The organism is uncultured Fibrobacter sp. (assembly GCF_946062555.1).
Lineage (GTDB): Bacteria > Fibrobacterota > Fibrobacteria > Fibrobacterales > Fibrobacteraceae > Fibrobacter.
This window is the reverse complement of record NZ_CAMGVQ010000041.1, coordinates 16168-32140: the sequence shown is the minus strand read 5'-3', so window position 1 is coordinate 32140 and position 15973 is coordinate 16168. Positions and strand designations below refer to the sequence as shown.

Annotated in this window: 16 protein-coding genes; 6 read left to right on the top strand and 10 right to left on the bottom strand. The window is 51.7% G+C overall.

Translation table 11 applies throughout. The annotated features are described in order from the left end of the window. Positions 1-43: 43 nt before the first annotated feature. The 6 genes from Q0P86_RS11750 to Q0P86_RS11725 all read right to left on the bottom strand — a co-directional run bounded on the left by Q0P86_RS11750 (position 44) and on the right by Q0P86_RS11725 (position 6029). On the bottom strand, positions 44-646 hold the full coding sequence (locus Q0P86_RS11750; RefSeq protein WP_295039629.1) for a hypothetical protein: 603 nt from the start codon (positions 644-646) through the stop codon (positions 44-46). A 29-nt stretch (positions 647-675) separates the two neighbouring features. Next, complete coding sequence (locus tag Q0P86_RS11745) at positions 676-858, bottom strand: hypothetical protein (protein WP_290993945.1); 183 nt, start codon at positions 856-858, stop codon at positions 676-678. Between the two features lie 232 nt (positions 859-1090). Next, positions 1091-1576 (bottom strand): 2-C-methyl-D-erythritol 2,4-cyclodiphosphate synthase, encoded by a 486-nt coding sequence (gene ispF, locus Q0P86_RS11740; RefSeq protein ID WP_291024543.1) that lies wholly within the window; start codon positions 1574-1576, stop codon positions 1091-1093. A 24-nt stretch (positions 1577-1600) separates the two neighbouring features. Then, positions 1601-4414: a hypothetical protein gene (locus Q0P86_RS11735; protein ID WP_294111662.1), complete on the bottom strand. Its 2814-nt coding sequence runs from the start codon at positions 4412-4414 to the stop codon at positions 1601-1603. A gap of 130 nt (positions 4415-4544) precedes the next feature. Further along, positions 4545-4667, bottom strand: a complete 123-nt coding sequence (locus tag Q0P86_RS11730) for a hypothetical protein (RefSeq protein WP_255396653.1) — start codon at positions 4665-4667, stop codon at positions 4545-4547. A gap of 192 nt (positions 4668-4859) precedes the next feature. After that, a complete protein-coding gene (locus Q0P86_RS11725; protein ID WP_290993938.1) occupies positions 4860-6029 on the bottom strand; it encodes a TraB/GumN family protein in 1170 nt (389 codons plus the stop codon). 119 nt (positions 6030-6148) lie between these two features. Between Q0P86_RS11725 and Q0P86_RS11720 the strand changes: the two genes are divergently transcribed. Next, complete coding sequence (locus tag Q0P86_RS11720; protein WP_291025323.1) at positions 6149-6760, top strand: hypothetical protein; 612 nt, start codon at positions 6149-6151, stop codon at positions 6758-6760. Positions 6761-6781: 21 nt separating this feature from the next. After that, positions 6782-7252 (top strand): hypothetical protein, encoded by a 471-nt coding sequence (locus Q0P86_RS11715; RefSeq protein WP_290993935.1) that lies wholly within the window; start codon positions 6782-6784, stop codon positions 7250-7252. Between the two features lie 38 nt (positions 7253-7290). Here Q0P86_RS11715 and queA read toward each other — a convergent pair whose 3' ends face one another. The 4 genes from queA to gltX all read right to left on the bottom strand — a co-directional run bounded on the left by queA (position 7291) and on the right by gltX (position 12050). Next, on the bottom strand, positions 7291-8337 hold the full coding sequence (gene queA, locus Q0P86_RS11710; protein ID WP_295039624.1) for a tRNA preQ1(34) S-adenosylmethionine ribosyltransferase-isomerase QueA: 1047 nt from the start codon (positions 8335-8337) through the stop codon (positions 7291-7293). 1 nt (position 8338) lies between these two features. After that, positions 8339-9322, bottom strand: a complete 984-nt coding sequence (locus Q0P86_RS11705) for a WYL domain-containing protein (protein WP_294111656.1) — start codon at positions 9320-9322, stop codon at positions 8339-8341. Between the two features lie 10 nt (positions 9323-9332). Next, complete coding sequence (locus Q0P86_RS11700; RefSeq protein ID WP_291025326.1) at positions 9333-10505, bottom strand: BON domain-containing protein; 1173 nt, start codon at positions 10503-10505, stop codon at positions 9333-9335. A 72-nt stretch (positions 10506-10577) separates the two neighbouring features. Next, positions 10578-12050: a glutamate--tRNA ligase gene (gene gltX, locus Q0P86_RS11695; protein ID WP_295039620.1), complete on the bottom strand. Its 1473-nt coding sequence runs from the start codon at positions 12048-12050 to the stop codon at positions 10578-10580. Between the two features lie 191 nt (positions 12051-12241). Between gltX and Q0P86_RS11690 the strand changes: the two genes are divergently transcribed. The 4 genes from Q0P86_RS11690 to ispD all read left to right on the top strand — a co-directional run bounded on the left by Q0P86_RS11690 (position 12242) and on the right by ispD (position 15947). Further along, positions 12242-13018 (top strand): hypothetical protein, encoded by a 777-nt coding sequence (locus Q0P86_RS11690; RefSeq protein ID WP_291025328.1) that lies wholly within the window; start codon positions 12242-12244, stop codon positions 13016-13018. A 12-nt stretch (positions 13019-13030) separates the two neighbouring features. After that, positions 13031-13594: a hypothetical protein gene (locus tag Q0P86_RS11685; RefSeq protein WP_291025329.1), complete on the top strand. Its 564-nt coding sequence runs from the start codon at positions 13031-13033 to the stop codon at positions 13592-13594. Positions 13595-13660: 66 nt separating this feature from the next. After that, positions 13661-15103 carry a sodium:alanine symporter family protein gene (locus tag Q0P86_RS11680; protein ID WP_290995805.1) on the top strand — a complete coding sequence of 481 codons (1443 nt, stop codon included), beginning with the start codon at positions 13661-13663 and terminating at the stop codon, positions 15101-15103. A 97-nt stretch (positions 15104-15200) separates the two neighbouring features. Continuing rightward, positions 15201-15947 carry a 2-C-methyl-D-erythritol 4-phosphate cytidylyltransferase gene (ispD, locus tag Q0P86_RS11675; protein WP_294111650.1) on the top strand — a complete coding sequence of 249 codons (747 nt, stop codon included), beginning with the start codon at positions 15201-15203 and terminating at the stop codon, positions 15945-15947. Positions 15948-15973: the final 26 nt, after the last annotated feature.

Genomic DNA, 15973 nt, shown 5'->3' with positions numbered 1-15973 from the left:
TGAAAACGACAAATAAACCCATCTTCAGGAAAAGAATGTATTTTTAGAGGTTCCCAATTCTTGTCTGTTTTCCGCTACGGACAATGTAGCGACCCGCCCTCGGAACCGAGAGGTTCACCGCAGTCCCATAGGCACGTGCCGTCGCCACCAGGCGGCCCTGCATATCGAATTCCGCCACCGGCCTAATTTCGGCAAGACCAGTCACAGAAATATCCCGTGCAGAAACTTCCACCTGCATCAAAGGCGCCACAGGCTTAACCAGCACAGGAGTCGTTCCACCTTCGCCACCCAGCCCCGTAGAACCATCACCCGCGAACACCACGTCTTCCAGGAAACTCAAGACATACGGCTCATCCGAATCCCCATAGAAATCCTTGACCACTTTTACATTGCAAGTCGAGGTCGTATCCGTATTCATCTTGGGCATGCAGTCTCCAAATTCCCATTCCTCTTTCGTCAAAAAGGCAAGACGCCCCTTCATTTCATCAAAGGACTTGAACACGATCGTCTCGGAATCAAATAAGTTCGTCGTATCGGCAGAATACTTTGCAAAAGCAGAAACCGCCTTGCCCGAAAGAGCGTGAATACATCCCCAGTTAGCACCAGCATTAAACGACAGAATCCATTCGCCCCGCAATGCCACCAATGATAAGGACGCCCGAATTGGATTGGCCTTCAACCCGAGCCATTATTCAACGCATTGCTTATGGTATTATGACGATTTTCACCAAAGATACCACCTATATAAATATCATACGAGAAATCCGTTCTGGCAGTCACCTTTTCCGAATAGATGACCTTCGCCGAATTGGAACAGCCAAGAATGCGTCCTTGAGAAGAAGCGACAATGCCATCCACATTGTAGCCTCCCGTAACAGAGCCACCTTCGACACTACTATTGAATTTTCTGCATTCAGGCCATAAATGGTATGCCCGCGTCCATCAAAAATTCCCTGTACAAAGACAAACAGGGCCACAGCAGAACACCACTTTTTAAGCATAACTTTCCTCCTAACAAATTATACGCAACAAATATAAATTATTCCGCGTCGTTAGGAGATCCCCGCCTACGCGGGGATGACATAGCAGCCTAAAGGCTGCGGACCATGGCGATGGCCTGGGAGGCGATTCCCTCGCCGCGACCGGTAAAGCCGAGCTTTTCGGTGGTCGTACCCTTGATGCCTATCTGTTTCACGTCGAGGCCAAGCACTCGGGCGATATTCACCTTCATGGCCTCCTTGTGCGGATTCACTTTCGGGCGTTCGCACATCACGACACTGTCGATATTGATAATCTCGTAACCGGCCTTCTTGACTTCTTCACCGACCTTGCGTAAAAGTTCCAGACTATCGGCCCCTTTGAAGGCGGGATCGGTGTCCGGGAAATACGTTCCGATATCGCCGAGCCCAGCGGCCCCGAGCAAGGCGTCGCTAATGGCATGCAACAACACGTCGGCATCGCTATGGCCGAGCAGGCCCTTTTCGTACGGGATGTCCACCCCGCCGATAATACACTTGCGCCCTTCCACCAACTTGTGAACGTCAAAACCGATACCCGAACGATAAATCTTATCCATAATGAATCCTTTATTATAATCTAACTAACACTTGATGCGGCAACGTACGGCGGTGACTGCACCGAGAGCAATCAGCAGCACCGCTGCAATCACACTCACAAGAATCGTCTTGTGGAACGGGACGCTGCGGTATTCCATGCGGACTTCGGAATTGCCAGCAGGAATCTGCACAGCGCGAAGCGTCCCGAAGGCCTTGTAGACTTTAGCTTCTTTGCCATTCACGTAAGCCTTCCAGTACGGGTGATAGTTGCCGGCGACGACCATGAAACCTTCGCGGTCAGCATTCACGTTGAACACCTGCGTATCCATCTTGGGACTTGCGACAAGCTTTGCAGAACCCTGGATCGGGCCCTTGGCGGCCACGCTGCCCTTGCCGTCGAATCCCGGAGTTTCAGACAAAATAACTTTTTCGCGGTAGAAGAACTTGCCCGGTTCATCGCCGAATTCTGGGGCAGTCAGCTTTGCCGGAGCCAAAGCTACAGAGGAATCTGTGGCGGCGCTATCGGCGGTCGTAACAGCAGAGTCCGCAACAGATTCTGCCACAGTTTCAGTCAAGGTCCCTGAGTGGTACACTGAGCCTGCCGAAGTGCCTGTCGAAGGGCGAATGGCGGCCTGTGTCTGAAGCGTCTTAATCGCGGTGGAATCATCCATCACCACAGCTTCGCCGTAGAGGTAAGCCTCGCCCATCGCCGTCGGAATCGGCATGAAGGTCGTTCCCTGACGGCTATCGAAAATGATCGCACCCACGTTCATCAAGTCAAGGAACGGGTGTGCGGCCATCGGGTCGTTGATATTCAGCAAGTAGTTCGCGTCCTGCTGTCCACCACGGAAGGCACGGTAGCTCGCCAGTTCGTTATCGTGAATGCCGTCAGCATTACGCATGTGGTACTGCGGGAAAATATTTCCACTCAATGCCTTGTTGCGCGACAGCGAAAGCACGCGCGGCGTATTCAGCGAATCAGCCTTGTACGGTGCCTTGATAGCGGCAACCACCGGATTAGTCGGCTGCAAGTATTCACCTGCCGGAACATTCTGGATGAACGCTCCATCGATAAAGAAAAGTTCGATACCTGCGGCAAGCGCAAGAACACCCGCCTTGTGGGTCACTGGAGCCTTCCACTTTGCCACAAAGAGCGTCACCGCGACAATCACCAGCACCAGCACAAAGCCAGGGACAGCCTTGCCAGCGGTCGCATTCATCACGATTTCGTTCAGCGGCTTAAAGTAAGGAGCGGTAATCGGATCTTCCAAAAGTTTCTGGCCGCTCATGAGCATCACGCCGAGATAGGCAAAGCCGATAAAGATGCAAGCCTGCAGTGCACGCGGTGTCGCCGGGAGTCCCTTCTGGAAAGCCTCGGTCAAGTTGGCGACCGTGAACTTTTTCTTCTGGTCATCAAGGCTCATCACGCCAAGGCAAAGGGCGGCATAAAGAATCATCACCACTAGGCCTACAGGACCAATAAAGGTTGTCCAGGCAAAACGGGCAATCAACGCAAGCACCAGGAGCACGCCGTACATGGCAGAACCATGCAACAAGGCGCGACGGTTATCTTCGGCTTCGGCGGCTTCTTCAGGAGTCAGGCCATCGGCCGAGAGAGCCTTCAAAACCGGGCCCGCCATCATCACCAGCAAGAGCGGCAACCAGAACAGCGCCATGCCCGGAGCACGGAAGTTCTTGACACCGGGAAGCACATTGTACCACAACTTGAACAGCGGAGAATGATCGCCCATGCCGTAACTTAAGGCAACGACTGCACCCAGGCCCCAGAATGTCGCATAGCGACGCTTGCCCGGCAAGAACAGACAAAGGAATCCGAGGAAGGTGAGCAGTGCACCTGCATTGTTGTGGTCCAGCTTGAACGCATTGTGGCCCCAATAGAACGGCGAACCACCTTGCAACTTGCGGTATTCGTCCATCGAGAAACTCACGAAGGAAGAACCTTCGAGGTCCCCCGTCTTTTCGTTCTGTTCGTAAACGTCTACACCCACAAAGCCCGGCAGCAAAATCTGCGCCATTTCTTCTTGGTGCAAGGACCAGCTGACCGCGTGGCCGTAATTGGTGTGGCTATCGTCGCCGCGCACCGACTGCGTGGTCGTGTACATATAAGGCGGCACAATCTGGAAACAAGAAAGCGCAAGGCCAAAGCCGAGGCCCACCGCAGCAAGGCCAAGGCGCTTGCCGCGAGTCTTTAGGGCATCGCAATGGAAGGCGACTTCGTAAAGCGTATAAAGGCCAGCTCCCCACAGGAACAAGTAGGTAAGCTGCAGGTGCGAACCCAAAATCATCCAGGCGACCGAGAGCGCAAGCACAATCATATAGGGAATGCTACCCGAACGCACAATCTTGCGAATAGCAAGCAAGGCAAGAGGAGCAATCGCAAAGACCATCATCTTACCATCGTGACCGCCATAGAGGTAGGTGAAGAATTCCGGCGAGAACGCATAAAGCATGCCGAGGAGCCCTGCCCACCAGCGGTTCCCCGTCAAGTTCCAGGCAAGCATCATGGCGCTCATGAAGGCCACCCACAAGGTCAAGATAAACTTGAAGCCAACGGCGCGGGCCGGGTCCATCAGGAACTGCACCCACACCAGCGGATGGTAGGCGTCGGCGAACAAGGCGTCGATGGTCGGCACGCCGCCCAAGCGGGAATCGTCCCATTCCGTGAGTACGGCACTTTCGGCGCGCAGAATGCGGCTACCGATACCGTTCAACTGGTCGCTGTTGAGCATGAGCTGGTTCGGGTCGAAGGCGAAATCGCGAAACACGATCAGCAAGATTCCAAGGAAAATGGCGGAAATCGCCACGAAAAATGCGGGTTTCTTATTTAAGAAATTCATGCGGATAATGTAGTAAATGAAGTTGGTAGAGCTTAGAGCTTAAAACTTAGAATAGCTAAAAGTTCAAGCAAAGTAAACACTAAAGGGCGACCGGGAATCCAGTCGCCTTAATCAAAAAGGATTTCTAGGACTATTCTTCCGACTTGTTTTCGAGCTTGTCGTCGGCAGAAGAATATTTAATCAGGCAATACACGCCGAAAGCCGAGATGACGCAAGCGGCGGCAATGGCGACATACTTGATAATCTTTCCCATAAATTTCTCCTATAAAAAAGCTTTAGCTATAAGATACACAATTTTTTCGCAAGATGCAACAGGAAAATGCAAAAAAAAAACAGTATAGAGCCGAGCGGTCTACCGTGAGCCATAAGCGACTCGTATTGACGAGCCGTGTTGGCGAGAGCGAGGCGATATCACATTCTCGTAGGTTCGGTAGAGCCGAGCGGTCTAAAAAGCCTGGTAGATTTTAAAGATAGCGAGGATCTTTCCGATAATCGCCGGAATCCCGGGGCACAGGAAGCACAGAATTACTCGAGTCACGCGGTTTTTCCACCAGCGCCGCACCTGCCAGATATCGTCGGCCAAGGTTTCCATCTCGGACACGCGGGGTGGCCTCATGTAAACCTGCGTAAGCGCCGTAAAGAACCCGACGCCAATCAGCGGAGTAAGTCCCGTAAACGGAGCCGCCACCAGCGCCACCAAAATCGTCACCGGATGCCCGCCCGCAATTACCGTACCGAGCATGGCACCTCCGCCGGTAAGCATCGCCCACTGGAGGCTAAGTTCGCCCGCCTTCTCAAAGCCCGCATGGACACCGACCGCGATAATGCTTGCGATAATCGCGACAGGAATCGCCCAGCCGATAATCTTCCAAATCGGCGCACTCTTCGGAATCACGCTAATCGATTCCTCGCTAGGGAGTTCGCGGTCTTCTTCGATAATCTTCGCAATTCCGTTCATGTGTCCCGCCCCCACGACCGCCACAATTTTCTTGCCGGGAGCATTCTTGATCTTGCTCGCCAGGAACTGGTCGCGTTCATCAATCAGCACCTGCTTGACTTCGGGGAAAGACTTGCCGAAATCCTGCATCATAGCACTCAGGGCGTCCTGCTCCTTGATCTTGGCGAGGTCTTCTTCGCTGACTTCCGTCTTGTCGAAGATACTCGCAAAAAGCCCGCCCAGCAAGCTAAGCTTACGGTACCAGGGAGTACACGCCCACGTACGGCGCAACGTAATCTTGATGTCACGGTCGGCAAGCACCAGTTCGGTGCCACGGCCCTCGGCGCAGTCCACCGCTTCCTTGAGTTCGGAACCCGGCTTTACGCCAGTCTGGGCACCCATACGCTTCTGGTAAGACCCCAGCACCAAGTTCGCAATCAAAGTTCCAAGCTGCTTGTTCTTGATAACCTGCTTCAGGTCCGTCTTTTTCCAGAGGTCCGGCTCCTTGATAGACTTCAGTCGACCTTCATCCAGCTCGACGCACACCGTATCGGGCGCTTCCGCCTCGATGGTTGCACGGACAAGATCCTTCGAAACCTGCGAAATATGGGCGGTGCCGATTAAAACAAACTCTCTATCGTCTTTTTTTATGCGGTAAATATCAGATTTTTCGTTCATCGCCTTAAATGATAGCAAGAAAACGCCCCCTACATTGAAAATTTCAGCTCTTTTTTGTTGACTTTTATAAAAAATGTTTATATTTAGGAGGAAATCTATTTTTTCGGAGGTTTTACCCTATGAAAAAAATTCTGGCTTACCTTTCTTTGGCCGCACTGGTCCTAACCGGCTGTGCAGGTTCCAAGTCCGATGACCCGGAAGCCCTCGACAACTCCCTTGTCGGTTTCACTTCTTGCGTGCAGGGTTCCCGCTGGCAAGAAGCCCTTGAATACGTCACCCCGAGCGAGGCGGACGACATCGCCACTTCCGATGGATACGAATTCAAGGACGAATACAAGACCGCAGCACGCCGTCTGCCTCTTTCCACCCTGCGCAGGGCCGGTCTCGAAGTCGATAGCCGCGGTCGTCTGATTGGCATCAAGGCCGCCATGGACGAAGCGAACGAACGCTACGTGATGTCCGAAGAACAGGCCAAGGTCGGCACGAACCTGAAGCAGATGGAAGACGAACGCATCAAGCGCCGCATTGAACAGGGTCAGAAGATCTTGCAGGAAGAAGAGGAAGAAGCATCCCAGGAACAGGAAGAAATCGTCTATTCCAACAAGCTGACCGAAGAAGAAAAGCGCAAGTACGGCAGCACCCGCGACCTTCAGGCTCCGGAAGCTTACCAGGACGAAAACACCGAAGCAGCCGAAGAAGAAATCTACGGCGGCGACTACGAAAATCCGTAATCATCTTGCCTGACGGAAACGATGAAAGGTCTTTCCAAACATTTTGCAAAAGCGGCGCTTCACAAAGCGTCGTTTTTTTCAGTCGCTCTTGCGGCATTCTGCGTTTTTTTCCTTATTGCTTGCGGAGATCTCGGACCGGATCCGGATGCCGACGGAGCAAGATTCAGCAACCAATTCCGCTACTACTGGACTCAAGACTGCCGTTATGACAGTTTCGGCGCTTATGACTGCGGGCCAATGCGCAACATAAGCCCGTCGATGATGGTCGGCCTTCGGGTCGATAGCGACGGACTCGCCAGCCTGAACCTGGACGGGGACCGTTACTATTACCTCGAATCGGAATACGACGAAGGATACGATTCCGAATACGGAAGCTACTTCCATTTCTATCAGGACGACGACGAACTGACCATCTACAAGGACGGCTCTGAAATGGCCTGGTGGAAGACCAGCGAAGGTACAGTCACCTACTATTTCTACGATATATACTAGGCTACTGGAGGTGCGCCGAAAACGGGCACCAGCAGGATTTACAAAATTAACATTCCGTCGCCGTAGCTGAACAGTTTCATTTTATTCTCTACAGCCATCTTATAGGCTGCCAGCGTATTTTCGCGGCCGTAGAACGCGGACACCAGAAGAATCAGCGAACTTTTGGGCCAGTGGAAATTCGTAAGGAGACCATCCACAATCTTGTAGCGGTAACCGGGGTAGAAGAACGCATGGGTCACGCCCGATTGCGCCTTCACGATTCCGTTCGCATCGGCGATCGTCTCGACGACACGCGTACTCGTAGTGCCCACGGTAACGACGCGGCCACCTTCGCGTTTTGCCTTGTTGATAATCTCGGCGTTTTCCTTGGTGAGTTCGTAATGTTCGCCGTGCATCTTGTGCTGGGTGAAATCTTCCACCGAGATATTCTGGAACGTTCCCGGGCCCACATGCAGCGTGACTTCGGCCACATAAACGCCTTTCGCCTTGAGGGCGACCAGCATTTCTTCGCTAAAGTGGAGGCTTGCCGTCGGAGCGGCCACGGCGCCCGAATACTTTGCAAAAATCGTCTGGTAGGCCAACTTATCGTCTTCGTCATCGGGGCGGTCAATGTAGGGCGGCAGCGGCACGTGACCTTCACGGTTCATCACCGCTTCGAGTTCCACCGGCGTTACCGCAAAGCGGAGCACGCGGGCGCCATCTTCCTTGATGTCTTCGACAACGGTCTTGACGCCCGCAATATCGAGTTCGCGACCAATCTTGAAAGCCTTACCCGGGCGAACCTGCGCCTCGTAGCGAGCGGAGCCGTCTTCGGCTGGGATCAACGCCTGCACCAGGAGCGTTTCCACTTCGCCACCGTGCATCGTGTGTCCGTACAAGCGCGCCGGAATCACCTTGGTGTTGTTTACCACCAGGCAATCCCCCGGCTTGAACAAGTCGACAATTTCAGGAGCCTTCATAATGTGACGTTCACCGCCATCTTTCGGGCAATGCAAAATGCGGGTTTTCCCCTTGCCCGCCGTGCGGCTAGCAATCAGTTCCTTGGGGAATTCAAAATTATAGTCAGAAAGATTATGCGATTCCATTTTAGCGGTCCATTTCGGACAAAGCGTCTTTCAGTTTCTGCTTGACGGTTTCCTTAAGCGAAGCCGGCTTCAAGATGCGAACATCCGTGGCAACTCCCATCAGCCAAGAGACAAAGTCCGGCGTAATGCGGAGCTTCATGTCCACGATCATATTCTTGTTCTTGTCGTAGCGCTTCGAAATCGCAGGATTGAAATGGGAGCGTTCAAACTGCGTCTGCAGCCACCTGTTGCGAATTTCCAGCGTGATATCTTCAGGCTTATCCTTGCCCGTGTACTTGCCGAACGCATACTTGTAATGCGTCGCGGCATCAAAGACAAACTTCGGCACCGCGTGGTTTGTTTCCTGCACGTTCTTGATCTGTTCGAACAGGTAATTCTTGAAGATCTGATTTCCCTTTTCGTCTTCTTCACCAGCGATCAGGTACAGTGTATCCATTCGCATAATCACCTTGACCGGATTCACTTCCTTATTTTCGTCGATGACGGCGGAATGGTCCGTGGCGTGGCTATACTGAATCTTGATCGCAAAACCTTCGTGGATGGCCTTGAGCACCTTATTGATGTGAGTCGAATTCAGCTTGTCATCGCTGAACGGGCCGTAATCCAGAACATAATCCGGGTCCGTCGTAATGGCATCGGGCTTGAAATCTTCAGGATCCGTCGTCTGCATAAGCTTGATCAGCTTGTCCAGCAACTTGGTCGTCCTGAGATCAGGCGCAATAGTTTCGGACAAGTTCTTCTTGATCTTTTCTAGCTGCTTAACCACATCCTGGTTAAAGTTCGCTTCCTTATCTGTCTGAATGACATAGAAGGTTTCACCGTTTTCCTTAAACTTGCGAAGGCCGCAATTCTCGGCATTGATGACTTCCAGATGACGGAAGATGGTACGGGGACCGCACCCCATCAAATAAGCAAGACTGTTGACAGTCTGCTTGACTTTCAACTTGCTCTTAATCGCATTAATTTTTTCGTAACCGGTCGCCATGGGCGCCTCCTTATATCAATCTTAAGCGGTTTTCTACCGCCGTCGTCTTCGTTTTTTTTAACAAAGTAAACAATGCCAGTTGTTTCTGGAAAGTCGACTGGACATGACCTTCCAGCAGGAACTTCCTGTTGTTACAAGAAACCCGGATATAGGCCCCCCGCAGAAGCGCATTCGTCGATAAATCGGTTTCCAGTTCCTTACACAGTTCTACATTCATCGGATCCGAAAGTTCCGTCACCAAGCAAACAAGGTCGCGGACTCCGGGAATTTCTCCCAAACGGTTTTCCAAATCCTTGGGACGTTCATTTTCGTAGCACGAAGACTGGATCTGGACCTTTCCACCGGACACATTGACTTTATAGTCAAAGAGATGCATTGCCGGTGATTCAAGAAGTTCATAGATACTTGATTCGATATCGCTGTCCGTTATCTGCGTCGACACCTGCAACCGCGTAAAATTCACGCAGCCACGCACCTTCGGAAGCGCACTCACGCAATTTTCCATTGCACGCTGAATCGTATAGTTCTTGACCAGTCCTTTCAAATAAACGATTCCCTGGCCAACTTCTACAGACACCTTGCCGCTGTCTTCCGGAAAGACCTGAGACAACTTTCCCTGCACGATTTCGCGCAAACGGTCATTCGGCAAATTCTGTGCCAACGGAGGCAACGTGATAAAAACAAGTGTCGAATCTTTCAAAAGAACGACAAGCTTATCTTTCTCGCCATCATTCACCAACCCCACCGCCAGTCCGAACTGGTCACGAATGGCATGGTAAACATTGTCACCCAACAAAATCTGCGCACTCTGGGCCGGCAACAGACGATAACCTTCGGAAGATTCTTCCTGTTCTATCACGACCTTGGGCAGCTCCATTTTCTTTTCGGAGGCACCATCATAATTTACGACGACTATTTCCCTGTCAGGCCCTTGGAAAACACTCTTGACCACCCCCGGCTTGGGAGCGTTCTTAAAGTAAATCCAGTTGCCCGGTACAATGCGATTGTAACCGTAAATTTTGGTATAGTCCTGATTGACGCAGTCGCGACGGCAGAAAACAAACTCTTGCGAGAAAGCGACAAACATCGTCGCGCAGGCATCGCAACAACACAACAGCGGAATCTGCGGGTCCATTCCCCCGAAAGTCGAATACACCTCGCGAGCATAGATGCCGTGTTCCACTACCTTCTGGCAGCGGCGGCAAAACAGCCTTTGTGTATACAACCTATGTGGAAACTGGGAACGCATTCTTAATTACTTCATCAGCGGGAGAGCCACGTCGATGCGGCGGAGCACTTCTTCCTTGCCGATGATTTCAAACATTTCCCAAAGGCCAGGGCCAGCGGTAACGCCAGACACAGCGAGACGCGGAGCACCGACGAGTTCACCGACCTTGTGGCCGCAACGTTCGGCGAGGTCGTAGAAGCCCTTTTCAATCACCGGAGTCTTGAAGTCTTCGATGGAAGCGAGCATGTCGCGCACGAGCGTGGCGACTTCCTTGGAACCTTCGCCGAAGTGTTTCTTGGCACCCTTTTCATCGTAGGTGGTCGGAGCCACAAAGAAGTACACTGCCATGTCGGCGAGATCCTGCACAAAGTGGGCACGCGGCTTCAGCTGCTTCACGATTTCGTCGAGGCGAGCTTCCGGTTCGTTGGAGAGGTCGATACCCTTGGCGACCAGGCCTTCCTTCATGATGTTTTTGAGGAAGCCGTCGTCGCACAGGTGAATATGCTGGCCGTTCATCCACTGCAACTTCTTTTCGTCGAAGCTGGCGGACTTGGGGTTGATGCGTTCCAGCGTGAAGCTTTCCACCATTTCCTTGATGGTCATGACTTCGCGGTCGTCGCCCGGGTTCCAGCCCAGGAGAGCGAGGTAGTTCACGAGAGTCTCCGGCAGGTAGCCGAGGTCGCGGAAATCGCCCACGGAGGCGGCGCCCTTGCGCTTGCTGAGCTTACCGCCGTTCTTGTCGAGAATCACCGGCAGGTGGCACCATACAGGAGGTTCCCAGCCGAAGGCCTTGTACAGCAGTTCGTGTTTCGGCGTAGAGCTGATCCATTCGTCACCGCGGAGCACGTGGGTCGTTCCCATCAGATGGTCGTCCACGACGCTTGCAAAGTGGTAAGTCGGGTAACCGTCGCGCTTGATGAGAACCAGGTCGTCCAGCAGTTCGTTCTGATAGGAGATATGGCCACGAATCATATCGTCGAATTCGGTGACGCCCGTTTCAGGAACCTTGAAGCGGATGACAGCCTTCTCGCCGGCGGCGATGCGGGCCTCGGCTTCTTCGCGACTAATATTACGGCAGTGGCGGTCGTAACCCGTGACCGGCACGTGGGACTTTTCCTGTTCGGCGCGGACTTCCTGCAGGCGCTCTTCGGTGCAGAAGCAGTAGTAGGCGCAACCGGCGTCCAGGAGTTTCTTGATTTCGCGGTGGTAGATGTCCAGACGTTCGCTCTGGAAGTACGGACCGCAGTCACCTTCGCAACCCGGACCTTCGTCCCACTGAAGGCCCAACCACTTGAGGTCGCGCATCAGGTCGTGGAGCGCAGTTTCGTTGTAACGCTTACGGTCGGTATCTTCAATACGCAGGTAGAAGGTGCCGCCCATGTGTTTGGCAAAAAAGTAGTTGTAAATAGCGGTGCGCGCACCGCCCACATGCAGGTAGCCCGTAGGACTCGGGGCAAAACGCACGCGGACAGGATGGTTAGAATTGCAATTTTCGCACATAATTTCCTCTTTTGTTTATTCCGTGTCAAAAAATAGCAATTTTCGACAACAATACCATATCGAAAAAACATTCAAGCCTATTCCATTAGTTAAGAATCCATAGGCGAATTTTCATCCCCTATGTACGCAAAAAACAACAGCTTTGTAAACAAAAATTGACATTTTGGATTTTTTGTACTATATTTTTCACCATGAAGAAAGTTTTCATACATATTTTAGCAACCTCACTTGCTTTGGTGTCATCCGGCTTTGCCCAAGCAAATCTCGCCGGACATCAACTTGATATTCCAAACGTCCCCAAAAATTTTGAAAATTTTGACAATTTTCAAATCAACTCTTGGGGACCTGTCACTTACAGTGGCGACGGCAAATGCGACATCCTTGACCTATACCAAAGTAGCGTCACTCAAAACCTAGGTTACTCCACCATCGTCGATTACCATTTCAAACAAATTAAGTACCCCGATAAATACACATGTGAATCCTGGGGACTTGGCTTGTCCTTCAAGGTAATTCCCGATTCAAACATTTATTCCAGAAAATATAATCTGAGCCCCAATAGTCCCACAGCCTTCTCGGCAAAGCGAGAAGATGCTATCAAAAAGCTATTCATTTCCGACTCCGCCTTCCTCGAAGTAGAAAGTTTAAAGCCTGTATCCTTCCAAGACTCCGGCAAATGCCATACAGTTGATTTTCTTTATAATATGGCTAACGAACAAAGCGGATTTCACGGTATCATCGACATCAAATCCGACGAAGCCATGCTTGACGGAAAACTCACTTGTACCTTCTGGGGACTTGGCGTTAAGTACAAGCACAGAGATATTATCGAAAAAGAAATCGTAAAGAAGCGCGTCGTAGAAGTCATCAAGGCTCCACTTCCAAAACCAGACACGGTTTTTGTACCTAAGCTAGTTGAAGAGCCCTCAAAAAAATGTTGCATCACCTGCTGCTGTTGCGATCACTAAAGGGAGGACTATATGAAAAAATTTATAGCATTATTCATTTGCGTCTTTATCGCACTCCTTTTCGAAGGCTGCGCACCGTATGCTTACACCTCACAAAATGATCTTCCCTATAACGATGAGCAGATAGAACCGGCTCCCAAGCCAAAAGCCAAGCCCAGACCCGTCGTAAGAAAGGCCAAGCCTGCACCCAGGCGCCCCAAAGTAATCACAAAAGCAGTTCCAAAAACAGTCCCAAAAAAAGTTACGGATTATGACATTGTTACAGACAACATGTATCCTATCCCGAAATCTCTGAATGTTGACAACGACATGACGATTGTTTCCTTGACACCTGTTGCCTACACTGATAAAAACCACTGCAACGAAGTCTACTTCTTCAATGCCATTGTAACCCCGACTTCAGGTTACCACGGGCTTGTGGACATTTCGATGTCCGAATCCAAGATAGAAGGCGGATATTCCTGCAAATACTTTGGTACTGCAGTAATTTACCAAGTAAAGCCGAATCCCTTTATAAAGTATACAATCAAATACGAAGATATAGTACGCAAGTACGTACCCGAGCAATCTGAATAAAGAGTCAACATTTTCTATCTTTGGAGGCGTTAACTGAAACCGCCTCCTTTGTTTATAGGAATATTTATGGAAACTTTAAATTCCATCTTAGACACTATTGACGGCTATGTTTGGGGAGTTCCCCTGATTGTCATTATCCTCTTCGTGGGATTCCTGCTCACCATCCGCCTCGGCTGCCTGCAGGTTCTGAACCTACCGAATGCACTTCGCTACATGCTCCACAACGAAAAGGGCGGCGAAGGCGAAGTTTCGAGCTTTGGCGCCCTCTGCACAGCTCTTGCGGCCACAATCGGTACCGGAAACATCGTGGGCGTCGCCACCGCTATCGGTACCGGTGGCCCGGGAGCCCTCTTCTGGATGGAAGTGGCCGCATTCCTCGGTATGGCCACCAAATATGCCGAAGGCCTGCTCGCCGTCAAGTACCGCACTATCGGCAAAGACGGCAAGGTATTGGGAGGCCCGTTCTACTACATCGAAACTGGCATCAAGGAACGCTTTGGCTGGAACATGAAATGGCTCGCTGTCATATTTGCCGTATTCGGCATTGGCGCAGGTCTCCTTGGCATTGGCACCATCACCCAGGTGAACGGTATCACTAGCGCCATGGCCCGCCTCACCCCGAACGCTCCTGAATTCATTAACCTCGGTGGCAATTCCGTTTCTTGGACCACCGCCATCGCAGGCCTTTTGGTTACCATTTTCGCCGCAACCGTTATCATCGGCGGCTTAAAGCGCATCGCAAAAGTTTCGACCTACATTGTCCCGATCATGGCGATTGTCTACATTCTCGCCTGCGTGCTCTTGCTGCTTTTGAACTTCGCCCAGATTCCGCTGGCTATCCAGACTATCGTGCAAGCCGCATTCAACCCGAGCGCCATTACCGGCGGTGCCGTCGGCACCATCTTTATCGCGATGCAGAAGGGTATCGCCCGCGGTATTTTCAGTAACGAAGCAGGCCTCGGTTCTGCCCCGATTGCAGCGGCCGCCGCCAAGACCAAGGAACCGGTTCGTCAGGGTTTCGTCTGCATGACCGGCACCTTCTTCGACACCATTATCATTTGTACCATGACAGGCCTCGCCATCGTGGTTTCGGGCGCATGGGACCCGAAGCTCGGTCTCGAAGGCGTGAACATCACCATGGAAGCCTTCTCCCGCGGACTTGCCATCGTTCCGGCCGGTTCTGTCATCGCACCATTCTTCCTCGCCATCGCTTTGGTGTTTTTCGCGTTCACCACGATTCTTGGCTGGGCATACTATTCCGAAAAGTGCCTGCAGTACCTGATGGGCGGCAAGAACGAAAAAGCCACCCTGATTTACCGCTGGGTCTACATCGCGGCAATCTTTATCGGCCCGTACCTCACGGTAAGCGCCGTATGGACTAGCGCCGACATCTTCAACGGCCTGATGGCATTCCCCAACCTGGTCGCCTTGATTCTGCTTTCTGGAATCGTCTCGAAGGAAACCAAGGATTTCCTTGAACGCCTCCACAACGGCCATGTGGGTGACTAATTAGTTCGGATTTCGGAATTCGGAGTTCAGAATTAGAATTTCGAAGTTCTTTTTTTTAATTTGGAAATGAAGCGAATATATTTCGTCGGAAGGTTTTATGTTGGATTTTAAAGGCAAATTTGCGGCGGTGCTCCCGGCGGGGGGTCTCGGTAAGCGCATGGGCGGAAACATTCCCAAGCAGCTTATGGTTCTGGGCGGCAAGCCCGTTTACCGCTACAGCCTCGAAACCTTCCTTTCGATGGAAGAAATCGCCGAAGTCGTGATGGCCGTGCCCGCCGACTGGAAAGATCATTTCGAAAAAGAAATTTTCGGTCAGACGGCCCTTCGGCAAGCTCAGGGACCTTTATCACCAAGCGAACTTGATGCCCTTATTACAAACAAGTTAAAAATTGTCGTGGGTGGAGCGGAGCGTTGGCAGTCCGTGGAAAACGGCGTGAACGCGCTCACGAGTGGCGCCGAATATGTTCTGGTACACGATGTCGCGCGCCCGTTCATCAGCAAAGAAATCATTCTTGATGTCTGCAAGACTCTTGTTGAAAAAGGCAGTTGCCTTGTGGCAAAGCCCGCGGTCGACACCATCAAGATTGCAAAAGACGGCTGCGTACAGCAGACCATCGACCGCAACACCGTATGGATGGCGCAGACCCCGCAGGCGGCCTCGATTGCCTTACTGAAAAAGCTCTACGGGCGTATCGCCGCAGAGCCTTTGAACTTTACCCCCACCGACGAAGCAAGCATTCTCGAATACTTCGGCGAACACGTCTACATCGTCAAGGGTAACAACCTGAACGACAAGCTTACGACTCCCGAAGACTTCGTAATTTTCGCAAACAGAGCCCATTAGCATACGCGCTCTACCGGCCCTACACA